A 22,839-nucleotide genomic window follows, 5' to 3' on the forward strand; every position below is an offset into this window, starting at 1 on the left:
TTGGTATCACGATGTTTTGTGATGGTTTACTGCCCCCTAGAAACACAGTAAGAGGCTCATGCACACCAGTAATTTTCTTCCGCCAGCGGACTACAGTATGTGGTGGCTTGTTTTAGCATTGGCGCTTTTTGCTGTTGTTGTCGCGTGGCTTGTTGTTTTGCCTATTGTGAGTCGCCGATATGTTGCGCGCCGCCACAATAAGGATTCCGCGCAGGGTCCTGTTCCTGTTGCGCCGTCTAAAACTATGCGTGACATGTATCGTGACCGGATTGGTGCGTTGGGCCAAGAGTTCGATAAGGGCACGATTGATGAGCGTGAACTTCATCAGCAGTTGAGTGCGATTGTGCGTGAGTTTGTGGAGCAAGTCCGCGGCGTGCGTGCAACACACATGACCCTTACTGATCTGAAAGATGATCCGGCGGCTGCACCTATCGCAGATATTATTGCGCGCTGCTACATGCCTGCTTTTTCTCGTGAAGGTGTAGCACCGCATCAGCCAGGGCAGCCACAGCCACATGTTGTGAATATTCAAGATGCGTTATTGGTGGTGACGAACCTGTGACTGTCGAACATACTTCGGTTGAGCTTTCTTACCCGTGGGTTATTGCAGCTTTTTTGATTTCAGCAGTTGTTGCTGTTGGTGTGGTTGTGTTCTTGCAGAAGAAAAGGGCGCAGCGGGCTCTTAACGACGAGTCTGAAACAACGATTTGGCTTGCTAACACACGCTACATTCATCAGTTGCCTGAGTATCGTAAACAGTTACGCACGTATCGGTTGTTGCAGGGCGTTGGGGTGTTCTCTCTTGCGTGTGCGCTGACTGCGACGAGTGTTTTGGTGGCGAAGCCAGTCAACGTTGTTGTGCAAGATCCACGTCTCGCGAATCGTGACATTGTGTTGTGTCTTGACGTGTCTGGTTCCATGCTGGAATACGATCGCGAACTTGTTGACGTGTTTACCACGTTGACGGAAAACTTTGCTGGTGAACGTATCGCTTTATCGGTTTTTAACTCGACGTCGCGCCTCGTTTTTCCACTCACTGACGACTACGCTCTCATCCGCGAGCAGCTCAAAGAGGCATCCATTGCTCTTGACCCGAACGTCACCACACACAACCCTGATTTGATTGAAAACTATTTGTATTTCACGGCAGGGGCAAACACTGACCTTGAAGTGGGGTCTTCACTAATCGGTGATGGTTTAGCGAACTGTGCGTTGCTGTTTGAAGAGTCTGGGTTGGATGCGCAACAAGCCGCAGAAAAGAACGCAGAAAAAGATAAAGACGCTGAAGAGAGCAAAGACAACGACGAGCGCTCAAAATCTATTATTTTCGCTACAGATAACGACCTACAAGGCGAGTCCGTGTATTCGCTAAAAGAAGCAGTTGAGCTTGCATCCTCAATGAACATTTCGCTTATCGGACTGTATGGTGCAGGCGGCGGAGAACTTGAAGACGAGCAGGAATACCGCAAAGTGTTCTCGCAAGCGAAAGACAGCATGTACTTTTATTCAGACGATCCAGAGATGATCAATTCCATCGTTACTGACGTGCAAAATCGTCAAGCAGTGTTGCATGATGCCACGCCTATTATTTCTCGGCACAACATTGTAGGGCCGTGGTTCTTTGTCTTGTTGGCTTCGCTTGTTGTGTTCTTTGCTGTGCAAAGGAGGTTGAGCGAATGAGTTTTGTGCCTCTTTTTCCCGGCTTGGTGTGGGCTGTTTTATCAGTTGTCATTGTTGGCGTTGTTGGATTCTTTGCTGTGCAAGATGCACGCTCTCGCTCGTGGTCGCGGAAATCTGTGGTCGTGTGGGTTCGGCGCGTGGCGGTTTCCCTTCTCGTTGTGTTTATTGGTTTTGGCCCTTCTATCTATGAAGAATCGGCTGAGTTCGCTCGAACAAACGTCGACGTGTATTTGGTTGTAGACCGAACAGGTTCGATGGCTGCAGAAGATTATGGCAAGAAGAATAAGCCGCGCTTAGATGGTGTACGAAAAGATCTACATGACACTATTGATCAGCTTTCCGGGTCACGATTTTCAGTTATTTCGTTTGATTCTAAGGCGACCCGGCAAATCCCTTTAACCACTGATACGTCTGCGTTACATTCGTGGGTGGATGGACTCAATCAAGAAACAACATTGAATTCTTCGGGGTCAAGCCTTAACCGCGTGTACGAGACGTTAGCTACGGAGCTGAAGCGTTCGCACAGCAATAATCCGCAAAATAAACGAATCGTGTATCTCTTCACTGATGGAGAAAATACGTCCGAAGAGAAACGGCAATCTTTCGCGGAACTCAAAAAGTATGTTGATGGTGGGGCTGTGCTTGGTTATGGCACAGAAGACGGCGGCAAGATGAAACGCTATGACCCGAGTAATAACAGCATCGAATACATTGAAGATTTCACGTTATCCCCTGCTGGTCCTGCGATTTCCAAGATTGATCTTGCCGAACTTACAGCGGTTGCCAACGACATAGGGGTGCAGCTGTTGCATCGTAACGATTCGTCGTCCATGGATAAAGCTATCGCTGGAGTGGACCCGCAACTAGTGATGGCACAGGGCTACCGGGTAGTTGAGGTGCAACAGTTATTCATCTGGCCTTTTGCTGTGCTGTTAGGTCTTTTACTGATGTGGGAACTTGTTGATTCCACATCTCGGATGACTCGGAAGGTGGGTTAAATTATGTCTCGCCACGAGTTGCGTCGTCTCCGGAAAAAATGGCTGTTGTGGTCGCTGGCACCTATGATTCTTGCCGTAGTTGCTGGCGTTGGGCTGATAAAAACCATGTGGTCCAATGATCTTGGAATTTCCTCATACAAAGCAGAAAACTACAGCTCTGGTATTGCTCACTTTTTGAAAACCGGCAGCGGTCTGCCGCGTGAAGGCTGGGTTCCCCCATTCAACGTAGGTACGTCTCATGCCGCTGCGGGTTCTTTCCTCTCGGCTTTCCCCGAATTTGAAGAAGCCGAAAAACGTGCTCCTGCACTGTCACCGCTTGAAGATTATCGACGTTTATCCGGCGATGAGATACCGCCCATGTGCATGATTCGAAACAATCATGTTGTGTCTTATGGACTGTGGGGCGACGAACTGTTCGCAGAGCAAACCACTCCTTGGGATGAGTATCAGGGTCTTCGTCAGACCCTTGAAGACCCTTCATCTAAACAGGCCTACGACGACGCCCTCAAAACCCTCGAAGAACAATTACCATCGCTCATTGAAGCCTACGAAAAAGTCCTCGAACAGTACACTGTTGGGGTTCAGTTGCACTCTGAGTTTTTGTGTCCTGACCCGTCTAAAAGCGCAGATCGGATTGCACTAAACAAAGAGGCAGTAGAAAAGATTCTCGACGATTTACGCTCTTATGAGCCGCCACCACCGCCGCAAGAGTCAAACCCTGATGAGGGGAACTCTGACCCTGGAAATAACGGTAATGACGGCGACAGCAATGGTGACAATCAGACAGGATCTGAAGATAACGACCCTTCTGAGTCGCCAGATTCTGACGCTGGCGGTGAAGATTCGAACTCTTCTGAGTCTGATGAGCAAGACGGCACGGACGAGTCACAGACTTCGCAGGACTTGGGCTCTGCCGAGGACAAGCGCCGCGACGCGCTAGCCGAACGTAACAAGGCTGGGCAGGCAGATCGCGAAGCCACAGAAAGCTATTTGGACTCGCCAAGCGAGTCACAACGTCAGTGGTGACACCGCATCATGTGGTTCTCACAGGTTTTCAGTTATGCCTGCCTGTGAGAGCCGCATAAATGCTCCTTGTTCTTCCATGCTCGGAATTGTATGAGGCACGGCGTCGAGCAGTGCTGGCGCGTGAACGAGAAACGCACTGTGTTGTCCCCGCGAGATCGATACGTTTAGCCGGTTTCTATTGCGCACAAATTCGAGTCCACGCGGCGAATTTTCGACATCGGACACAGCTAAAGACACCAGTGCTATAGCTGCTTCTTGACCTTGAAATTTGTCGACTGTTCCTACTGGTGTCTCAGTGAAACCTGCACGATTAAGGTCGTCGCGCAACAGTTTGACTTGAGCTGTGTATGGGGCCACGACGATGAAATCGCGCGGCTCAAGTGGGCGTGCCTGGTGTGAGTCGTCGAGCCGCCATTGTGTTCCGCACAAACGAGCAATCGTGTCTACGATGATGCGTGCTTCTTCACGCGATCGCACCGTATTTCCGTGATGGTCAACGAGCATTGTGTGCAGGCCGGGACGAAGCCCTGCAACGTATCGTTCTTGGGTGTGCGGCACCGAATGGAGTTTCCCTTCGTATGACAGTTCTGAAACTACCTCGGTGAGGTCTGGATGCATCCGCCATGTTTGGTCGAGGAAGAACCCACGGTCTTCCGTAATGGTGGGATGGTCTTCGACTAGCCAGGCGAGCGCAGATTCGTCGACGGGTTCTGGGTGCGTGCCTTGGCTGACCTGCGGCAACTGTTGTGGGTCACCAAGGAGCAGTATGCGTTGCGCCCGATGTGTGACGGCTAGGGAATTTGCCATGGAGTATTGGCCGGCTTCGTCGATAACGATCAAGTCGTAGCCGTCGGTGGGGCTGAAGTCTGGATGGGAGTATGTCCATGCTGTCCCTCCGGTGACGGTTCCGGTGGCTGCTTGTGCAAAGTAGTCGGCGGCTGTGCGTGCTTCCACGATAGTGAATGGCCACGTTTCGTCTTCTTCTAATTTTCTGCCAGGTTTTTTAGCAACCATGTCTGTGGTGAGGCCACGTTTGAGGACTGCATGGAGCACGTTTTCGACGACGGCATGAGATTGTGCGACGACACCAATGTTCCACCCTGAGCGGGCAAGTGTTGCGATGACGTGTGATGCCACATAGGTTTTTCCTGCCCCGGGCGGTCCTTGTACTGCGACGACTGCGTGGTCGTCTGCGCGTAGGGATGCCAGTATTCGTTGCGTCCACGGGTTCGTGGTTGAGCTGTCGGGGTCGAGTGTGTGGTGTGCTGTGCCGCGGCGCTGTAGCAGTCGGGTTCGTGCAGTGTCAGGGAAGTGCGGTCGGTCGGGGTTATCTTCTAATGCTGCAAGGATTTCTTGCCCGTATTCGAGGAGCCGCTCATCAATTGCTGTTGTAGCGATTGGGCTGCTTGGCCCTAATCCAACGGGTAGGTCATCCCAGGGTTCTTCAGTTTTTCCTGTTTTTTCACGAATAACGATAGAGGCGTAGTCTCCCGGTCCGGGTATTAAGTCGAGAGATTCGATGTGTGCTGAACCCCAGCTTCGTATCCCTGTTGTTGAGGTTTTTAATTGCGGTGGGGCCGGATTGTTGTAGATCGTTACTACGTTTGTTCCGGTTGAGAGTTTGTTCCCGGGTTCTAGTTCTCCGTGTAAGCGCACGAGCCGTTGGTGGGTGCGGGCTTTTGGTGGGGTGTGCCAGTCTTCGATAACTTCGCTGCGGGTGGGCCGAAAAATCTCTGATCCGGACCATTCTTCGATGGGGGCATGCAGTCTGGCGTAGTGGCTCCACCAGTATTGTTTATTTTCGCGTTTGTTGTAGTCGATTGCGGCCCAGCCCATGCGCGCGATAGTGCGAGCGTCTGGTTCTGCGGGGTGTGGCAGTCCGTGGGCTTCGGCGTGGGCTATGGCGTGATGCCACTGCTCGGTGAGCCGTTCAATGTGTTCGTGTAGTCGTGTGGTTGTTGCGTGTCGGGGTGTGTCGTCGTCGAGGGTGTTGGGTTCTTCGATGAGGGTTTGGTGGGTTGCGGTGCGCCAGTGGACGCCGTTAGCTTCAGCGATGTCCCCTATCCAGTTCAGCAGGTGGTAGGTGGATTCGCAGTCGTAACGGTTGTATTCGGCGATGAGTGCGAGTTCTGCCGCGCTTTCTTGCTGTTTTCCGGCGTCGCGTAGGGCGATTGCGTGAGCGTACTGCGTGATGGAGTCAACCGCGGTGGTCACTCCTTGACGGTTTTCGCCTAACTTGTCGGCGTAAAAGGGTTCTAGTTTTTTGATGGATAGCGAGTGCCCTGATGTTCTGATTGTGCCTCGTACAACTGCGTAGAGGTCAACGAATATTCCGGCTCGTAAGAGTGCGTCGAGTGCGTCTTCTCGGGTTCCGTGCCGCACTGCTAAGCGTTTTAGTGCAGTGGTTTCGTAGGGTGCGTAATGGTAGACGTGCATACCGGGGTGTTCGTCGACTCGTTGTGTGAGGTAGTCGATGAACTGTTCGAATGCTTGTTTTTCTTGTTTTCGGTTGTGTGCCCATAGCGCGGTGAATGCGCGGTGGCCGGTGTCGTCGTGTTCGCGGGTGCACCAGCCAAAGAGGTATTCAAGGCCCCATTCGTGCGATCCGGTTTCGGCGTAGAGCGGGTCTCCTTCAAAGTCGAAGAATATGTCTCCTGGGCTTTCGGGGTGGAGGAGCGTGAAGGCTTTGGTGTCGTACACCTTGTAGAGGCCAATTCCGTGCTGTTTGTAGTGTGCTTCTCCGTCGATGAGGAGTTGTGCTTGCGCGACGAGTTTGTTCAGAGTTGTCGAGTTGATGTTGATGCGGCCGTGTTGTGGGTCGAGCGTGACAGCACTGTCGGGGTTTTCTGGGTGTGTTGCGAGTGCCGCTAGGTCTTCAACAGTGTGAATGCCATGCGTGTTGAGTGCGGTTCGGTGCGCGGTGGTGCAGCCGCTGACGAGCAGGACGTCTCTGTGTGGTTCTAGTTGTCGTGTGCATTGTGGGCAGCGTCCGCACGTGTGTAATGCGTGGGGGTTGTCTCTGTTGGTTGCCCATTGTGCTGGTTTTTTGTTTGCTCGTGAGGCGATGAGTTGTTCGTATGTGTGTCGTAGTCGCAGGTATACGGGGGTGGTGTCGAGCAGTGAGTGGCGTGTGATGTCTCCGGAACCAAGCGCTAGGTATCCGTGTCTGCTGACGTTGATTCCTTGTTTTTTGAGTGCGTGCGCGTATGCCGTTATTTGCAGGACTGCTTGTGTTGAGGCTGTGCGGGCTAGTTTGGTGTCGTATACCGCGTAGGTGTCGTCTGGTTGTTTGACGATGAAGTCTGCTCGTCCGGTGAGTTCACCGTCGTGGATGTCTATTTGGTAGAGGACGTCGGCGTGTGTTGCAAACGCTTGTGCGGTGAGTTCTTCGCGGTGTTGTTCGTCGACGGTGTCGGCTCGGAATACTCCTCCTGCGGACGGGTTGTGTGGTGTCCATTGGCCGTACTGTTTTTCGTATGCTGCGAGTAGTGCGTGTTCGTGGGTGTTGCCGAGTTCTGCGAGTCGGGTTTGCATGTGGTCGTGGGTGTGGTCGGTGCAGTCTTGGCGGGTGCAGGTGCGTGCGGTGTTGCCGCATTCTGGGAAGCGTAACCCGTGTCGCAGTTCGTAGGCTCGTACAGCGTTGTATTGGCAGGTTGAGGCTGCGACGAGGTCGGTCACGCTGTAGGTCATGTTTTTCCCTTGTAGTGTTCGCACACGTGTGAGTTCTAGGTTGTGTCTCTAGTTGTATCGTGAGCACGCGTTTTTGCGTGGACTTCTGGGTAGGTGAGTCGATTATTGTGAGGTTGAAAAAGCACCCGTGTTAATCGCTTGACCGCTTGAATTTGCTAGCATTTGATCATGCGCTTTTCTACGAAAAGGCAGTAAAATACATAGCACCTGCTGACGCGCTTCGATGGTGAAGTGCCCGCTACTTTTGAGGTCACACATGAACTGGCTAGAGATTCTAGGTTGGATCGGATCTGCGATTGTTGTTTGGTCGCTGTTGCAAACCCGCATCCTGCGCCTTCGCGTGTTAAATCTGCTTGGCTGCACTGTCTCTGTTGTGTATGCGACTTTGGGTAGTTTGTGGCCTGTTCTTGGCCTTAACTTTGTGTTGGCTCTCATCAACATTTATCACCTGCGCAAACTCACCGCGCATACCGCAACTGCGCGCGCATACGCGGTTGTGACGGTGAACCCCGACGACGCTTACTTACAGTTTCTCTTAACCAAACATGCAGCGGACATCGCCGAAACCAGCCCTCACTTTAGCCGTGACGATGAAGCTTCAGAAGCCCACCTTGTCTTGCACGAAGACGAAACAGTTGGCGTGGTACTTATTCGTGACGAAGGAGATGGCACAGCGCACGTTCTCTTGGACTATGTCACTCCCCGCTTCCGGGATTTCACGCCAGGAAAATACGTATTCCAAGATTCCGGTTTGCTACGTTCGCAAGGTTTTTCACGCGTCGTTGTGACGACCCCAACCAACCCGCACACCGTCAAGTACTACGCAACGCTTGGCTTCACTTCAACAGGAAAAACCAGCACGTTGCAGCTCGGGTAAAACAAAGCAACGTTTCCACTCCAGCACGATTGCCCAGACCAAGGGCCCACGGTGATAGTCACAACAGCGATATGATGATTTCATCATGTCACTAGATGAAACGAATCGGCCGCTCTACGAAGTCAAAGCAGGACTCTTCAAGGGGCTATCCCACCCCTTGCGTATACGCATCCTTGAACTCCTCGCAGACGGCAAAGAACACACCGTCACCGAACTACAACTCGGCACCGAACTAGAAGCCTCACACCTGTCACAACACCTTGCCGTACTCAGACGCCACCAACTCGTCACCTCCACCCGACGAGCAAGCCACGTGTACTACCGCATCACCTACCCTGAAGTAGCTGACCTCCTCGCGGTAGCACGCACGCTACTCACCGGCATCATCGCAGCGCACGGAAACCTAGCGACAGACCTCACCCACCTGCCAGCACTCGACTCCCCCACACCAACCAAGCCCACCACCAGTGCCACTCAGCACAACCACAACCACAACCAGTAACATCATGAACAGCCTTACGCGCTACCTACGCAAACTCATGCCCCAACGCGCCGACTATGCGGCGCTCCCCTCAACATGGCGCAACGACCTCCTCGCTGGGCTCACCGTCGGCATCGTCGCACTTCCGTTAGCGCTCGGATTTGGGATTTCTTCTGGCGCAGGCGCAGAAGCAGGAATCATCACAGCCGTTATCGCCGGAATTATTGCAGCGGTTTTTGGCGGCTCCCACATTCAGGTGTCCGGCCCAACCGGAGCCATGGTCGTCGTCTTAGCGCCCATCATGAGCACTCACGGACTCCAAGCCCTTGCACTAGTTACGGTCATGGCTGGCGTACTAGTGCTCATAGCCGGAGCGTTAAAACTGGGACGCATTGTGTCGTTCATACCGTGGCCGGTCATTGAAGGTTTCACCGTTGGCATCGGGATCATCATCTTCTTACAGCAGATCCCGTCACTCACCTCACACTCATACACGCCATCCAGCAATAATGCTGCCGTGGCGGCGTTTCAGGCCCTTACGCACGCAGAAGCAAGTTACCTGTTGTGGGCACTCGGCGCGGTGGGAATTGTTGCCGCGTGCATGATTCTTCTCCCTAAAGTTCATGCCGCGATTCCCGGTTCCCTCGTTGGCATAGTCGTCGTCACCATCATGTCGCTCGTGCTCCCGAGCGGCCTCGCTAGCATTGGTGCACTACCAAACACCGTGCATGCCCCTCACCTTCCAGCATTTTCCAGTACCGCACTAACAACGCTGCTTCCTGCTGCGCTAACAATTGCTGCACTTGCCGCGATCGAGTCTCTGCTCTCTGCGCGGGTTGCCTCCTCCATGTCTGATACTGGACCGTACGACCCGGACAGAGAATTAGTTGGGCAAGGGTTAGCGTCCATTGGCTCCGGTCTGTTTGGTGGCATGCCCGCGACCGGTGCGATTGCCCGAACCGCTGTGAACGTAAAAGCGGGGGCACGCACTAGAGTCGCCGCAATTTTTCATTCGCTTGTGCTCATCACCATCATTGGGGTTGCGGCCCAACCTGTAGGGCTCGTTCCTTTAGCGTCCCTTGCAGGCGTACTCATGGTGACGGCGATACGCATGATCGACCTGACCACAGCCCGTTCAATACTCACATCAACGCGTTCTGACGCTGTAGCATTCACAATCACTGCACTCGTGACAGTGTCTGTGGATCTTATTGTTGCCGTCGTCATTGGTATCGGTGTTGCTGGATTCCTTATTTTGCGCAGGCTCTCACGCTCAACGTCAGTAACCGTCGAAACCATTGCGCACTCCCCTGAGTCTTCAGCCCAAGCTATTGCGACCATCAAAATTGATGGGCCACTCTTTTTCGCGGCGGCAGATCGTGTGCTCCACTCTGCGCTAGCCGTTGAGGGAGTTTCCGTTGCAATTCTGCGAGTGTCACGCCTAGGAATCGTCGATGCTACTGGAGCCCACGTGCTCAGCGAAATAGTGCGACAGCTATCGGCCCGAAACATCACCGTACTCATCAAAGGTGTACAGCCAAGCCACCTTGAACTTTTTAGACGAGTAGGCGTTCTTGAATCTTTGCAAGACCAAGGACACATTTTTCAAGACCTTGAACTCGCCGTCGAATACGCAAAGCTGCACCTCTCCCGCACTTAAACAGTGACTAAGAATCACACTCCTAGATACTTCAAGACAGCAAGCACCCGACGATGGTCGCCATCCCCCGGCTGCAATCCCAACTTCACAAAAATTGCGGAAATATATTTTTCTACAGTGCCCACCGACACGTGCAAGGCAGCGCAAATAGCGCCATTACTTCGACCCTGCGCCATAAGTTCCAGCACTTCGCGCTCCCTAGCAGTAAGCAACGAAATGTCGTCCCGCACAGACGAAACCCCAATCAGCTTACTGACAACCTCCGGGTCAAGAACCGTTTCACCAGCAGCAATACGCTCCAACGCGTCAATAAACTGAGAAACCTCCGCTACGCGATCCTTCAGCAAATATCCCAGACCAGCCGGATGCCCGGCAAACAATTGCGCCGCATAACGGGTCTCAACGTACTGCGAAAACACCAAAATCCCGATATGAGGGTGAGTCTCACGCAACGACAAAGCCGCCGTAATACCCTCATTCGTGAACGTAGGCGGCATGCGCACATCCATGACAACAACATCAACGTCGTCTTGCGTCTCGTCCTGCAACGCCAACAGCAAAGACTGCCCATCCCGTGCCTGCACAACGACGCGATGGCCGCGCCCCTCTAGGAGCTCGGCCAACGTCACTCGTAAGATCGTCGAATCCTCAGCGATCGCTACTCTCATTACACAACTTTCAGCATGCGGGGCACCACAACTTCAACAATAGTTGGGCCACCCTCAGGGGAACTTATACGACAACCACCATCGACACTCATGACACGCTGCACAACACCATCAAGGCCCGTGCCATGCAAAGAATCACGCTGCCTGACCTGCGCGCCGCCTCGTCCCTGATCACGAACAACAACCACGAGATCTGCGGCACGGGTATACACAACAACGTCCGCTTTCGTTACACCTGAATGTTTAGCCACGTTGTTCAACAGCTCGGCAACACTGTAATACACGACAGCTTCCACAGCAGGCGCAACGTCATCGGTAATATCAAGTTCAAGATTCACGTTGATGGCACTTGTCGACGACAACGTTGTTAACGCGACAGCCAAACCATCATTCAACGCAGCAGGATGAATACCCTGTACCAGACCTCGCAGGTCAGTCAACGCATTCTTCGATGTCGAGTGAGCCGAATCAAGAGTCTGCAAAATGTCTTCCGCTGACTCTCCAGCTGCCAGACGTTCCTTAGCGTCGCCAACCTTCATGGCAATAGCAACAAGTTGCGCCTGAGTGACATCATGCAAGTCACGTTCGATGCCACGCATCCGCTCCACATTCGCTTCAGCCACCCGAACTTTGTGGACTTCCAGTTCATGCTTACGCAAACTGCCCGCAGTGGGGCCTAACAAAGTTGCGGCAAGCAATCCTTGCAGTTTAGCGAAACCATTGTTAATCGCTGGCCACACAAACAAAAAGATGAGGAGGGATACCACCGTGTACGCCATGATTCGCGGCGGAGTATCAATGAAATAGTCAGGGTACAGTTGCGACCCACGATGCCACGTACCATCTGAGGCCTGCTGCTCTGGAAGGTAGCGGTACCACACGCCATAGGTTGTTCCACCTACCCCAATCGCAAAAAACGTCAGGCTGAAAGTAAACGCAATCAGCGAAATAATAAACGACACAAAAAAGTATCCGATAGCGCGCCAACCAGCAGCATCAGACAATCCAGCACGTATAAAACCGCCAATGCCCGGCTTGCGCAGGCCTTCTAACGGCTTACGGATACTGGTATCAAGCATCGCGTTTGTCAGGCTACGCCCAACACCCCCTGCCATTCGTGCGCCCATGATGAGCGCGGCAAAAACTGGTAAACCAAAGACAAGCGCAGCAAGCGGCAACCCCAGAGAGAAAACCAGGACGCCATACGCAAACAAGAATGATGCTGGAAAGATCAGGAAGCAGTTGTAACCGAAAGCCATCCATGTTGAGCGGTGAAAAAATTTTCCAATAACACCGCCCGTAGCATTGCTGCCATTAAAAAGTGGAGACGAGGCGAGGGCGCCCTTAACAAGGTACGTATCTTGAAGTGTTGAACTCATGGTTTAATCCTCTCCACCTGCTGCTTTAGACAATAGCCGGTTGTCACCACTCTTGGGTGGGGGTTAACCCCCACCCAACAGAAAAAGCACGGAGAAGCCCACGCAGTTACATACGGTTAGCCCCACACCAAGCCGCGTGAAGGTTCCTCTAGAACTGCCGCAACATCTGCGAGAGTGCGAGCACCAAGTTCACCATCAACAAGACGGTGGTCAAAGCTCAACGCCAGTTGAGTCACCCAACGCTTCTTAATTTTGCCTTTGTGCACCCAAGGCTGTTCACGGATTGCACCAAACGCGAGGATCGCAGATTCACCAGGGTTCAAAATCGGGGTTCCCGTATCAATACCGAAAACACCCACGTTCGTGATCGTGATCGTGCCATCAGACATGTCAGCGGCACTCGTCTTACCGGAACGCGCCGTTGACGTTAACCCAGCGATACCCTCAGCTAAGCCCTTCAAACCAAGACGGTGTGCGTTCTTAATGTTCGGCACAATCAGACCGCGAGGTGTAGCCGCAGCAATACCAAGATTCACGTAATGCTTGTAAATGATTTCTTGGTTTTCGTCATCCCAACTTGCGTTAATCTCTGGGTGGCGAGAAACCGCAAGCATGAGCGCTTTCGCAGCGATAAGCAACGGTGTCACACGAACTTCAGCGAACTCGCGGTCTTCACGCAACGCCTTAACGAGTTTCATCGTCTTAGTTACGTCAACCGTGTGGAACACAGTTACGTGCGGTGCAGTGAACGCCGAATGAACCATCGCTTCTGCCGTACGACGACGAACAGACTTAACTGGGACACGAGTTTGACGTCCGTCTTCAGATACTGTCCCTTGTGCAAGCCACGGTGCGTCATCGTCGGCGTATGTTGCCAAAGCCCGAGGTTCTGTTGCAGCAGATGCAGCCAGCACGTCCTCACGAGTAATGATTCCGCCTGGGCCTGTCGGGTCCACGGAAGACAAATCAATGCCAAGGTCGCGTGCAAGTTTTCGCACAGGCGGTTTAGTGCGTACAGCTTCACTGCCAGAAGGTTTACTTACCGTAAGAACGTCCGTGCTGCGTGGACGACGCTTAGTTGAGCCGTGTGTAATGCCGTAACCGACAAGAACTGCTCCCGGCTCCTCATCTGCAGGCTGTTCTACACTCTTCGTGGCAGTTTCTGCGGAGACCGCTGAAGCAGATACACGTGTAACTGTTGGCGGCACCTCAGCAACAGGTTCTGCGGCAGCTTTTGTTGCAGCAAGTTCCGCAACGCGCGACGTAGAAATAACCGACGTTACTGGAACTGGCTCTGCTGCGGGGGCGAGTTCAGCAGCTGGCGCGGCAGGCTCGTCAGTTGGTGCCGGCGGGCCATTCGGATCCGTGTCCACAACCATAATGATTGTGCCAACATCAATGAGGTCACCTTCATTGCCAATAATCTCAGTGACAACACCGTTAAACGGCGACGGTAACTCTACAAGCGACTTTGCGGTTTCCACCTCAAGGATCACTTGGTTAACGGTGACAGTGTCACCGACTTTTACTTTCCATTCGACGATCTCGGCTTCGGTGAGACCTTCACCGGCATCCGGCATGGGAAAACGTTCAAAGGTGGGCATGTTGTTCCTCGGTTACTAAACGCCAATTCGAAGTTGTACAGGTACACGCTGAATGCGCGCCTAGTGGGCAAGCACTCGATCGACTGCGTCTAATACGCGGTCTAAGGAAGGCAAGTAGTCGTGTTCTAATTTGGCGACCGGGTATGGAGTGTGGAAACCACCAACACGCAAAACAGGGGCTTGTAGTTCATAGAAGCAGCGTTCTGTCACTTGAGCTGCTACTTCTGCGCCAGGGCCCATGTAAGTGACGGCCTCATGCACGACGACACAGTGTCCGGTCTTTTTCACTGATTGCACTACCGTGTCTGTGTCGAGCGGAGAGATCGCACGTAAGTCGACAACTTCTACACTGGTGCCTTCGGCTGCGGCTGCTTCAGCGACACGCAACGCGGTAGCCACGGTTGGGCCGTACGCGACAAGAGTGACATCTGTACCTGAGCGTGCCACAACAGCATCTGTCAGAGTGTTCGATCCGATTGGAGCGGCAAGATCCACTGGCCCCTTTTCCCAGTAACGTCCCTTAGGTTCAAAGAATAGGACGGGGTCTGGGCTGGCAATCGCTTCTTGGATCATCGTGTACGCGTCTTGGGCGGAACCAGGCGAGACAACACGCAAACCAGCGGTGTGCGCAAATAATGCTTCGGGGCTTTCCGAGTGGTGTTCTACCGCACCGATTCCTCCACCGAATGGCACACGAATAACTACGGGTAGGTTGAGTCGTCCGCGTGAACGGTAATGCATTTTGGCGAGCTGCGTTGTGATTTGGTCGAAGCCTGGGAAGATAAACCCGTCAAACTGGATTTCGCACACTGGCCGATATCCGCGCAGTGCCAAACCAATTGCGGTTCCAATAATGCCTGATTCTGCAAGTGGTGTGTCGACGACGCGGTCTTCACCGAATTCTTTATGCAGTCCTTCGGTAACGCGAAAAACTCCACCAAGTGGTCCGACGTCTTCGCCCATGATCATGACTTTGTCGTCTTGAAGCATTGCTTGACGCAGCCCAGCGTTAATGGCTTTGGCAAAAGGAAGTGTTTTCATGTTGTTGTGCTGTACGGCCTCGACCTGTGCAGTCATCAGTGCCCTCCTGCAGGCTGGTCAAGAAACGACGACTCGTATGCGTTAAACCACTCGCTCTCACGCGTGACGTTACGGTTTGGGGTTGCATACACGTGTTCGAACATGTGTGATGTGGCAGGTTTTTGTAGAGACTTCACATACCCTCGAACGTATTCGCCAAAGCCTTCGAGTTCTGCGGCAAGAGCTGTTTCGTCAGATTCGCTCCATGCGCCTTCTGCTTCGAGGAGTGCTTTCACGCGTGCGATAGGGTCGCGTCCACGCCAGTATTCTTCTTCTTCGCGGGTGCGGTATTTCGTGGGGTCGTCGGAGGTCGTGTGTGCGCCCATGCGGTATGTCATTGCTTCGACGAGCGCTGGGCCTTCGCCGTTACGCGCGCGAGCAAGCGCCCACTGTGTGGCTGCGTATGTTGCGAGTACGTCGTTGCCGTCAACCCGAATGCCGGGAAGGCCAAAGCCTTCACCACGCTTGTATAGCGGCGCTTTGAACTGTTTTTCGTTCGGCACGGAGATCGCCCATTGGTTGTTTTGTACAAAGAAAACAACGGGAGCATTGTTGACTGCAGCGAACCCGAGTGCTTCAGAAACGTCGCCTTGAGAAGTTGCGCCGTCGCCGAAGTACACCATGACGGCTTCGTCATGTGCTGCGCGGCCTGCTTTAATGTCGCGCTGTAAGCCCATTGCGTATCCGGTCGCATGCAATGCGTGCGACCCGATAACGAGGGTGTAGAGGTGGAAGTTGTGCTCGAATGAGTCCCATCCGCCGTGGTCTACGCCGCGAAAGAGTTGCAGCAGTTGAGTCATGTCCATGCCGCGTGTGTGCGCAACACCGTGTTCGCGATAGGACGGGAAGACCATATCTGTGGGGCGTAGCGCGTGACCGGAACCGATTTGCGCTGCTTCTTGACCGAGGAGTGGCGCAAACAGCGCGAGTTCTCCTTGGCGTTGTAGCGAGGTTCCTTCGATGTCGAAGCGCCTGATGAGCATCATGTCACGGTAGAAGGTCCGTAGGTCTTCAAGCGTGAGGTGGTCTGTGAGTGCGCGGAATGGTGCGTTGTTTTCTGTGATGACGCGTTCGCCCGTGGGGGTTATGAGTTGGAGCGGTTCGTGTTCATCAGTTCCGTTTAGTGCGGGAAAGCTCAGAAGGTCCGTCATGCGATCTCCTTCGTTTATGACGTTGCTGCTTTGCAGGTGTATGGCTCAGCGGCAATGCCTACGAGTCCGTAGCCTACGCCAGCGTAACTTACGCAACCGTAGGTTTCATAGGTTTTAGCCAGAAAAACGTTCTCGAATGTTTTTGTAGGAAACATACAAGAAAAGCCGAATCACCACTCCGCTACACGCTCAGCGCACTCGAAAGCAGCCCCTATATGACAATCACGCAAAAATAATGCCCCACCAGCCCAACCACGCTACGATCAAACACATCACCCACGCCACAACCAGCGCACCCACAGGGAACCGGTCATGAACGATGCTGTCATCTCCACACACGACCTCATCAAATCCTTCGGAAAGTTCAACGCACTCGACAAGCTGAACCTCACCGTCAACCGCGGCGAAGTACATGGATTCCTCGGCCCTAACGGTGCTGGAAAATCCACAACCATTCGAGTACTCCTCGGGCTCATCAAAGGCACCAGCGGCAGCGCCCACGTGTTTGGCACAAACCCGTGGAACAACGCTTTAGAACTCCACAAAAGAATCGCCTACGTCCCAGGTGACGTAACACTGTGGCCCAACATGACCGGCGGCGAAACCATCGACTTCTTTGCCACCCTACGTGGCGGCATCGACAACGCACTGCGCGATGAACTCATCGACAAGTTTGACTTTGACCCCACCAAAAAAGGCCGCCAATACTCCAAAGGAAACCGGCAAAAAGTAGCGATCATCGCCGCCCTAGCCAGCAACGCAGAACTACTCATCCTCGACGAACCCACCTCAGGCCTCGACCCCCTCATGGAAGCACTCTTTCGCGACGAAATAGCACGCATACGCGCAGAAGGCCGAACCATCTTGCTATCCACGCACATTTTGTCTGAAGCGGAAATGCTTGCGGATCGAATTTCCATCATTAGGGCAGGAAAGATTGTCGAATCTGGAACCCTCGAAAGTATGCGCTATCACGCAATGACAACCGTGAATGCAACACTCACACAGCCATTGCAGAACCCTGACAGCGTGTCTTTCCTTCATAATGTGTCACTCAACGGCCGCCACCTCACCGGACTCATCGACACGACAACACTTCAACAAAGCTTGAAAAAGCTTTCAGAACTCAACGTCGAAAGCCTCACTATTGCGCCCCCTTCGCTAGAGGACCTTTTCCAACGCCATTACGGTGCACACGACGAGACCAGCCCTGAGCACGAGCCCACGCACCTACAGGGCGGAAAACATGCATAACCGTCCTGCTACCCGCACCCTAATCACACACATACTTGAGCAAGACCGCCTCAAAATTGTGCCCTTCATTGCACTGGGTGTCATGCTGTCTGTGTCGTCAATCCTTGGCTACAAATACGTTTTGCCAGACACCGCAGATCGCGAAAACCTTGCACAAACCATCATGGCGAACCCAGCCTTTAACGTCATCTTTGGTCAAGCCCACGACCTCACCACCATCGACGGTTTCAACGCATGGCGAACCCTAGCCCTCGGCTCCATGTTCACAGCCCTCATGGCAATATTCCTCGTCATACGTAACACTCGCGGAGCCGAAGAAACCGGTCAAGCCGAACTCATTGCAGCTCTTCCCATCGCACGCACCGCACGCCTTAAAGCTGCCCTAATCAGCGCGGTCATCGCATCGCTCGCCGTTGGCGTCATCGTTTTCACAATCAGCGTGCTCGTCGGCGGAGATGTGCACGCCACAGCACTCATTAGCGCAGGCTATGCGACCTCCGGCATCATGTTCGCAGGCATCGCTGCCCTTGCCGCACAAACCGCGTCACTCACTCCCACCGCAACCACACTGTCACTGACACTACTTGGTGGTGCATACGCATTACGCGGATACGCTGACGGGTCAGCAGACCACACATGGCTCATCTGGGTAACCCCGCTCGGATGGATACAAGAAACCCAGCCAGCACACCTCAACCGGGTGTGGCCGCTTGGGTTGTGTTTACTCCTCGCCGCCGCCACATACGCTACTGCGCTCCTCATCGAACGACGACGCGACTACGCTGGCGCGGCCCTCACCCAGCGACCAGGGCCAGAGCACGCACACAACTCGCAATACTTGCCTGTGTTCCTTACCCGACTCAACGCCCCTACGTTCCTCGGGTGGACGATATCTCTAGCTTTACTTGGGTACTTGTTTGGAAACATAGGCATCACAATCGGTGAAACGCTATCCAAAAACCCGACCATGGCACGAGTAATCGCAAGTGGGGCAGTCACAGAAAACGAACTCACTGCAGCGTTCATATCCATGATTTTGTCCATGCTGGGCATGCTTGCAGGTCTCGCTGGAATTAGCGTCCTCACGCGCCTCTACCGGGAAGAAACAAGCCACCGGTTAGAAAACGTACTATCTGGTGCGGTCACAAGAACCCGCTATTTGGCGTACACCGTCCTCATCGCGCTCACCTCATCAGCCCTAGCTATCCTTGCTGCCGGAGGCGTTATCGCTTTCGTGTCACGAGGCGGCCAAGCAGACGTATCAAGCAGTGACGTTATAGCCCAAACCGCGGCTTCTATTCCCGCGATCTGGGTGCTCGTCGCGCTAGGGATACTCGGCGTAACAGCCCACTCCAACGCGCACTGGCTGGGATGGTTGGGAGTCGTCGTCGCGTTCTCCGTGACAATGTTTGGGCCCATGTTCCAAGCCCCACAATGGGTCATGAACATAAGCCCCTTTGAACACGTGCCACTCATGGCAGCGCCGTCGCCTGACTACACTCCACTTATTGGATTAGGGATTGTCGGAGTAGTACTGATTGCAGTGTCCTTTATTCGGTTCTCACACCGAGACCTTGCATAAAGATCGTTATCCGAAAAACGCGTCTTCGAGATCTGCTACACGCACCGGGATCACACCAATCTGTTGCATGTCCTCAATACGTTCCGCCGTAACCGCTGAAGTCGCATCAGTAACCACAACAGCACGATAATCCAACTCTGTTGCGTCAAACAGTGACGCACGCGGACAGTTCGGAAAGTTACACCCAGCAATAACGACAGTGTCCACCCCTAGACCGCGCAGAATCGCATCAAGGTTCGTCCGGTGAAACGCACTCCATCGCGGCTTCCACACCACAAACTCCAGCTCACCAACACGCTGCGGCTCACCCGTCATCAACTGTTCAGGTTTCAACCTGACCTCAACAGGAAGAAGCCGCTGCGGAATGTCTGCGCCTTCCGTGTGCGGTTGCACAACACGCTGGCCTGCCTCAAAACGGCTTCGTCGCACAGTGTCAACGTCTTCGCCTTGATACAAACGAATCACATGCACGATAGGCCGGCCTGCACGACGATACAACTTTGTCAGCCGCTCAAGTTCGCCAAGCCGATCCGCGGTCCCAGCAACACCTAATGGCCCGTCATCCAAAAAATCGTTTTGCACATCAATAACAATTAAGGCAGACGAGTCAAAGTTTGGCGCCGTGTATGGGTCACGGGCTGCGTAAAACGTCACGTCAGATTCCCTTTCTAAAGCCACCCTCGGGCAAGTTCGAGGAACAGATCTGTTGCTTCAGGCTCCCCTACACTAACGCGGATTCCTTCACCAGCAAACGGACGCACCAACAAACCACGAGAAGTACATTGTTCTGCAATCGAAGCAGTACGTTCTCCAAGTTCAAGCCACACAAAATTCGCTTGAGAATCCGGCACATCCCAGCCCTGTTCACGCAAACCACGCAAGAGTCGCGCACGCTCCACAACGAGCGCATCAACCCGCTCCGCCAACTCATGCACGGCATCAAGCGACGCCACAACAGCATGCTGCGCTATCAAGTTCACACCAAAAGGAGTTGAGGCTGCACGCACCGCTGAAGCAATACGCGGACGAGCAACCGCATACCCAACACGTAAACCAGCCAAACCATACGCTTTAGAGAACGTACGCAACACAACCACGTTGGGATACTGCGCCAAGGCCGCGAGCGCATCCAACGAATCATCCATGCGCACAAATTCTAGGTATGCCTCATCAAGTACCACGAGCACGTTACGTGGCATGTGAGCGAGGAAATCCATGACTTCGCTGTGCGTAACTGCTGGGCCAGTTGGGTTGTTTGGCGTGCACACTAATACTGCTTTGGTGCGTTCCGTGACTGCTGCGCGCATCGCCTGTAAGTCGATTTTTCCGTGGCTGGCTAGAGGGACGGGGACGGATCGTCCGCCTGCTACGGAAACCACGATTGGGTAGGCTTCAAAGGAACGCCACGGGAATACGACTTCGTCGCCTTCGTCAACGACGGCAGACAAAATGTGTGACAGGACTGCGACTGATCCGGTACCGAAAACAATGTTGTGCGCTGAGATCTCGCCTTTGTGTAGCGCGGCGGGGCTGGCGGTACGGTTGAGGAAGTCAGCGAGTTTATGCGAGATTTCGCTGTTGCTCATGTCTGGGTAGCGGTTGATGTCGTGTGCGGCGTCTGCGATGACAGCCAACACGGAGGGTAATGGCGGATATGGGTTTTCGTTCGACGAAACCTTATATGCTGCCGCTCCTACAGGGATTCGAGCCCCTGGCACATATGCTGGCAACGCCTCAATTGCGGTTCTTACATGCACACGCGAGTCATTCACGTAATCAGTCTCTCACTCACACAACGTTTTTCTAGTTTTTCGTTCGCTTTATGGGCACAAACTGGCAGGATTAAACTATGAACTTCCTCAAAAGACTGATAGTTACAGCGGTGGCTTTCTGGCTCACCACAATATTCCTCGGTGATCACTTCGATGTCGTAGGCGAGTTCAACATCGTTTCTGGTGATTCCGCAATCAATAAGATTGTCGTTTTTCTTGCTGTCGCTTTGATTTTCGCGGTAGTCAACGCGATCATCAAACCTATTGCTACGGTTGTGGCGTTCCCGATCATCATTTTGACGTTGGGGCTGTTCTCGCTTGTTATTAATGCGGGAATGATCTTGTTGACTGCTTGGCTTACAGAATCCACGAGTTGGGGCATCGAGGTTGATGGCTTCTGGTGGGCTGTTTTGGCGGCGATCGTTATTTCTGTGATTTCCGCACTGGGTCGGGCAATTTTGCGCGCTGATAGCGACTAGCTCATCTTGTTTCTATTGCAGAAGGGTGAGAGGCCAAGTGTGGCCTCTCACCCTTCTGTGTTGCTGTGTGTGGCGCGTTCAGGCGCCAGAAAGTGCTTGCGCGGCTTCTTCTGCGCTGAGCTCCCCGTTCATTTGGCGGGTCAAAATAGAAAGAATCTGACTGTCGACGAGTGGGTTTACGTGTCCCTCGGTTGCGGCATGATCGTGTGCCCCAAAGGAGGGTGCGTTGTTATTGAACGTTGTCACGCGATGTCGTCCTTCCGGCAAGAGTAGAAGCTACTTGATCCGGCTGGTATGCCGGGCGTTAAATACGCGAAGTGCCACCCAATTTTTATTCACGTTGTAGGTTTTCGCCATGGGTTGAACGCCCCTACCAGCATGGATGTGTGATAGTTCACTGGTGAGCGCTCACACTGGGTTGTTGAGCAGGGCTTGGCCGAACAGTTCTACTGAGCGAACTCTTTCTGCTGCGTCCGCGGCTTGGTGCGCCACAATGATTTCGTCGGCTTGTGTTTCTTGCACAAAGCCGTGTGCCCAGTCACGTGTTTCTTCTGCTGTACCTACGGCCGTGTATTTCAGCATCGTACGTACTTGGAGGCCTTGCGGTGATTCAAGGATGTCGTCGACTTGGTTGTCAGTGATTGTTGCAGCCACCTCTGGCGGTAAAAACAATGCTTTGAGGCGGTGCCGCAACATGTCATGAAATATGGTCTGTGCTCGCGCTGTGTTTGGCGCTGCTACGGCGTTCATGGCCGCTATGACATAGGGCTGGCTCAACTGCTGTGAGGGCTGAAAATCTCGTCGGTACACGTCAAGTGCGTCGTGTAAGGCTTGTGGCGCAAAATGAGAAGCAAATGCGTAAGGCAACCCCAATTGTGCTGCAAGTTTGGCTCCAAAGAGTGACGAACCCAAAATGTAAAGCGGGATGTGTGTCCCCTTACCAGGGATTGCGTGCACTCCTTCTATAACGGTATTTCCATTCAGATAGCCTTGGAGTTCTGCAATATCTTGCGGGAACCGGTCAGCGTCCATGGGGTTTCTGCGTAAAGCCCTCAACGTGTTGCGGTCACCCCCGGGTGCCCGCCCCAGACCCAGATCAATACGCCCTGGATGTAGGGCCTCTAGTGTGCCGAATTGTTCTGCGATGACGAGTGGCGCGTGGTTGGGCAGCATGATTCCACCCGAGCCAAGACGAATCGTTGAGGTGTGTGCAGCAACGTGAGCGATAAGCACACTGGTTGCAGAGGACGCAATGATTGGCATGTTGTGGTGCTCTGCGTACCATACTCGACTGTACCCAGAGCGTTCGGCGGCTTGCGCCATATCCACGACTGTTGATAGTGCATGTTCGATGCCGTGTTCAGGGCTGATAGGTGCAAGGTCAAGCAGGGAAAACTTTGTCATTCCTGCTACAACTAGACACGCGTACAAAATATTCCGTCATGTGATGGGATGTTC

At 53.4% G+C, this 22,839-nt stretch carries 20 protein-coding genes; 10 read left to right on the top strand and 10 right to left on the bottom strand.

Going from position 1 to position 22,839, the window contains the following annotated elements; genetic code table 11:
* Nucleotides 1–58 precede the first annotated feature (58 nt).
* From ACR9EC_RS08410 to ACR9EC_RS08425, 4 genes are read left to right on the top strand one after another with little or no spacing between them, the layout of a single operon-like run.
* Nucleotides 59–562: a hypothetical protein gene (locus tag ACR9EC_RS08410; protein WP_435298782.1), complete on the top strand. Its 504-nt coding sequence runs from the start codon at nt 59–61 to the stop codon at nt 560–562.
* Nucleotides 559–1,680 (top strand): vWA domain-containing protein, encoded by a 1,122-nt coding sequence (locus ACR9EC_RS08415; protein WP_435298783.1) that lies wholly within the window; start codon nt 559–561, stop codon nt 1,678–1,680. Before ACR9EC_RS08410 ends, ACR9EC_RS08415 begins: the two co-directional genes overlap by 4 nt.
* The gene (locus tag ACR9EC_RS08420) at nt 1,677–2,678 is read left to right on the top strand and encodes a vWA domain-containing protein (RefSeq protein ID WP_435298784.1); all 1,002 of its coding nucleotides are present in this window, start codon (nt 1,677–1,679) and stop codon (nt 2,676–2,678) included. Before ACR9EC_RS08415 ends, ACR9EC_RS08420 begins: the two co-directional genes overlap by 4 nt.
* A 3-nt stretch (nt 2,679–2,681) precedes the next feature.
* The gene (locus ACR9EC_RS08425) at nt 2,682–3,704 is read left to right on the top strand and encodes a hypothetical protein (protein WP_435298785.1); all 1,023 of its coding nucleotides are present in this window, start codon (nt 2,682–2,684) and stop codon (nt 3,702–3,704) included.
* Nucleotides 3,705–3,722: 18 nt separating this feature from the next.
* Here ACR9EC_RS08425 and ACR9EC_RS08430 read toward each other — a convergent pair whose 3' ends face one another.
* A complete protein-coding gene (locus ACR9EC_RS08430; protein WP_435298786.1) occupies nt 3,723–7,394 on the bottom strand; it encodes a TM0106 family RecB-like putative nuclease in 3,672 nt (1,223 codons plus the stop codon).
* A gap of 256 nt (nt 7,395–7,650) precedes the next feature.
* On the opposite strand from ACR9EC_RS08430, the gene ACR9EC_RS08435 reads away from it, so the two are divergent.
* The 3 genes from ACR9EC_RS08435 (at nt 7,651) to ACR9EC_RS08445 (ending at nt 10,412) form a co-directional block, all read left to right on the top strand.
* Nucleotides 7,651–8,271, top strand: coding sequence for a hypothetical protein (locus ACR9EC_RS08435; RefSeq protein WP_435298787.1), 621 nt, complete (start codon nt 7,651–7,653; stop codon nt 8,269–8,271).
* Nucleotides 8,272–8,356: 85 nt separating this feature from the next.
* On the top strand, nt 8,357–8,773 hold the full coding sequence (locus ACR9EC_RS08440) for an ArsR/SmtB family transcription factor (protein WP_435298788.1): 417 nt from the start codon (nt 8,357–8,359) through the stop codon (nt 8,771–8,773).
* A 4-nt stretch (nt 8,774–8,777) separates the two neighbouring features.
* On the top strand, nt 8,778–10,412 hold the full coding sequence (locus ACR9EC_RS08445; RefSeq protein ID WP_435298789.1) for a SulP family inorganic anion transporter: 1,635 nt from the start codon (nt 8,778–8,780) through the stop codon (nt 10,410–10,412).
* 14 nt (nt 10,413–10,426) lie between these two features.
* On the opposite strand, the gene ACR9EC_RS08450 is transcribed toward ACR9EC_RS08445, so the two are convergent.
* The 5 genes from ACR9EC_RS08450 to pdhA form a co-directional block, all read right to left on the bottom strand.
* The gene (locus tag ACR9EC_RS08450; RefSeq protein WP_435298790.1) at nt 10,427–11,080 is read right to left on the bottom strand and encodes a response regulator transcription factor; all 654 of its coding nucleotides are present in this window, start codon (nt 11,078–11,080) and stop codon (nt 10,427–10,429) included.
* Nucleotides 11,080–12,459: a sensor histidine kinase gene (locus tag ACR9EC_RS08455; protein ID WP_435298791.1), complete on the bottom strand. Its 1,380-nt coding sequence runs from the start codon at nt 12,457–12,459 to the stop codon at nt 11,080–11,082. The genes ACR9EC_RS08450 and ACR9EC_RS08455 overlap by 1 nt, the downstream gene beginning before the upstream one ends.
* Nucleotides 12,460–12,575: 116 nt before the next feature.
* Nucleotides 12,576–14,063: a dihydrolipoamide acetyltransferase family protein gene (locus tag ACR9EC_RS08460; protein ID WP_435298792.1), complete on the bottom strand. Its 1,488-nt coding sequence runs from the start codon at nt 14,061–14,063 to the stop codon at nt 12,576–12,578.
* A gap of 60 nt (nt 14,064–14,123) precedes the next feature.
* Nucleotides 14,124–15,140: an alpha-ketoacid dehydrogenase subunit beta gene (locus ACR9EC_RS08465; protein ID WP_435298793.1), complete on the bottom strand. Its 1,017-nt coding sequence runs from the start codon at nt 15,138–15,140 to the stop codon at nt 14,124–14,126.
* The gene (pdhA, locus tag ACR9EC_RS08470; protein ID WP_435298794.1) at nt 15,140–16,294 is read right to left on the bottom strand and encodes a pyruvate dehydrogenase (acetyl-transferring) E1 component subunit alpha; all 1,155 of its coding nucleotides are present in this window, start codon (nt 16,292–16,294) and stop codon (nt 15,140–15,142) included. Before pdhA ends, ACR9EC_RS08465 begins: the two co-directional genes overlap by 1 nt.
* Nucleotides 16,295–16,606: 312 nt before the next feature.
* On the opposite strand from pdhA, the gene ACR9EC_RS08475 reads away from it, so the two are divergent.
* Nucleotides 16,607–17,548: an ABC transporter ATP-binding protein gene (locus ACR9EC_RS08475; RefSeq protein WP_435298795.1), complete on the top strand. Its 942-nt coding sequence runs from the start codon at nt 16,607–16,609 to the stop codon at nt 17,546–17,548.
* A complete protein-coding gene (locus tag ACR9EC_RS08480) occupies nt 17,541–19,130 on the top strand; it encodes an ABC transporter permease (RefSeq protein ID WP_435298796.1) in 1,590 nt (529 codons plus the stop codon). The genes ACR9EC_RS08475 and ACR9EC_RS08480 overlap by 8 nt, the downstream gene beginning before the upstream one ends.
* A 6-nt stretch (nt 19,131–19,136) precedes the next feature.
* Here the strand turns inward: ACR9EC_RS08480 and ACR9EC_RS08485 are convergent, their stop codons facing one another.
* Nucleotides 19,137–19,784 carry a cysteine hydrolase family protein gene (locus ACR9EC_RS08485; protein ID WP_435298797.1) on the bottom strand — a complete coding sequence of 216 codons (648 nt, stop codon included), beginning with the start codon at nt 19,782–19,784 and terminating at the stop codon, nt 19,137–19,139.
* A 14-nt stretch (nt 19,785–19,798) separates the two neighbouring features.
* Nucleotides 19,799–20,902: a histidinol-phosphate transaminase gene (gene hisC / locus ACR9EC_RS08490; protein WP_435298798.1), complete on the bottom strand. Its 1,104-nt coding sequence runs from the start codon at nt 20,900–20,902 to the stop codon at nt 19,799–19,801.
* Between the two features lie 77 nt (nt 20,903–20,979).
* Between hisC and ACR9EC_RS08495 the strand changes: the two genes are divergently transcribed.
* Nucleotides 20,980–21,381 carry a phage holin family protein gene (locus ACR9EC_RS08495; RefSeq protein WP_435298799.1) on the top strand — a complete coding sequence of 134 codons (402 nt, stop codon included), beginning with the start codon at nt 20,980–20,982 and terminating at the stop codon, nt 21,379–21,381.
* A gap of 78 nt (nt 21,382–21,459) precedes the next feature.
* Here the strand turns inward: ACR9EC_RS08495 and ACR9EC_RS08500 are convergent, their stop codons facing one another.
* A complete protein-coding gene (locus ACR9EC_RS08500) occupies nt 21,460–21,627 on the bottom strand; it encodes a hypothetical protein (RefSeq protein ID WP_435298800.1) in 168 nt (55 codons plus the stop codon).
* A 162-nt stretch (nt 21,628–21,789) separates the two neighbouring features.
* Complete coding sequence (locus ACR9EC_RS08505) at nt 21,790–22,785, bottom strand: LLM class flavin-dependent oxidoreductase (RefSeq protein WP_435298801.1); 996 nt, start codon at nt 22,783–22,785, stop codon at nt 21,790–21,792.
* Nucleotides 22,786–22,839: the final 54 nt, after the last annotated feature.

The sequence above is a fragment of the Timonella sp. A28 genome, assembly GCF_051200815.1.
In the GTDB taxonomy this organism is placed as follows: Bacteria; Actinomycetota; Actinomycetes; order Actinomycetales; family Cellulomonadaceae; genus Timonella.

What these genes read in the sequence shown, in the direction of transcription:
- ACR9EC_RS08465 (WP_435298793.1), bottom strand. Translation starts at nt 15,140, where the DNA reads ATGACTGCACAGGTCGAGGCCGTACAGCACAACAACATGAAAACACTT.
- ACR9EC_RS08450 (WP_435298790.1), bottom strand. Translation starts at nt 11,080, where the DNA reads ATGAGAGTAGCGATCGCTGAGGATTCGACGATCTTACGAGTGACGTTG.
- ACR9EC_RS08440 (WP_435298788.1), top strand. Translation starts at nt 8,357, where the DNA reads ATGTCACTAGATGAAACGAATCGGCCGCTCTACGAAGTCAAAGCAGGA.
- ACR9EC_RS08425 (WP_435298785.1), top strand. Translation starts at nt 2,682, where the DNA reads ATGTCTCGCCACGAGTTGCGTCGTCTCCGGAAAAAATGGCTGTTGTGG.
- ACR9EC_RS08480 (WP_435298796.1), top strand. Translation starts at nt 17,541, where the DNA reads ATGCATAACCGTCCTGCTACCCGCACCCTAATCACACACATACTTGAG.
- ACR9EC_RS08435 (WP_435298787.1), top strand. Translation starts at nt 7,651, where the DNA reads ATGAACTGGCTAGAGATTCTAGGTTGGATCGGATCTGCGATTGTTGTT.
- pdhA (WP_435298794.1), bottom strand. Translation starts at nt 16,294, where the DNA reads ATGACGGACCTTCTGAGCTTTCCCGCACTAAACGGAACTGATGAACAC.
- ACR9EC_RS08475 (WP_435298795.1), top strand. Translation starts at nt 16,607, where the DNA reads ATGAACGATGCTGTCATCTCCACACACGACCTCATCAAATCCTTCGGA.
- ACR9EC_RS08445 (WP_435298789.1), top strand. Translation starts at nt 8,778, where the DNA reads ATGAACAGCCTTACGCGCTACCTACGCAAACTCATGCCCCAACGCGCC.
- ACR9EC_RS08430 (WP_435298786.1), bottom strand. Translation starts at nt 7,394, where the DNA reads ATGACCTACAGCGTGACCGACCTCGTCGCAGCCTCAACCTGCCAATAC.
- ACR9EC_RS08460 (WP_435298792.1), bottom strand. Translation starts at nt 14,063, where the DNA reads ATGCCCACCTTTGAACGTTTTCCCATGCCGGATGCCGGTGAAGGTCTC.
- ACR9EC_RS08410 (WP_435298782.1), top strand. Translation starts at nt 59, where the DNA reads ATGCACACCAGTAATTTTCTTCCGCCAGCGGACTACAGTATGTGGTGG.
- ACR9EC_RS08420 (WP_435298784.1), top strand. Translation starts at nt 1,677, where the DNA reads ATGAGTTTTGTGCCTCTTTTTCCCGGCTTGGTGTGGGCTGTTTTATCA.
- ACR9EC_RS08495 (WP_435298799.1), top strand. Translation starts at nt 20,980, where the DNA reads ATGAACTTCCTCAAAAGACTGATAGTTACAGCGGTGGCTTTCTGGCTC.
- ACR9EC_RS08505 (WP_435298801.1), bottom strand. Translation starts at nt 22,785, where the DNA reads ATGACAAAGTTTTCCCTGCTTGACCTTGCACCTATCAGCCCTGAACAC.
- ACR9EC_RS08455 (WP_435298791.1), bottom strand. Translation starts at nt 12,459, where the DNA reads ATGAGTTCAACACTTCAAGATACGTACCTTGTTAAGGGCGCCCTCGCC.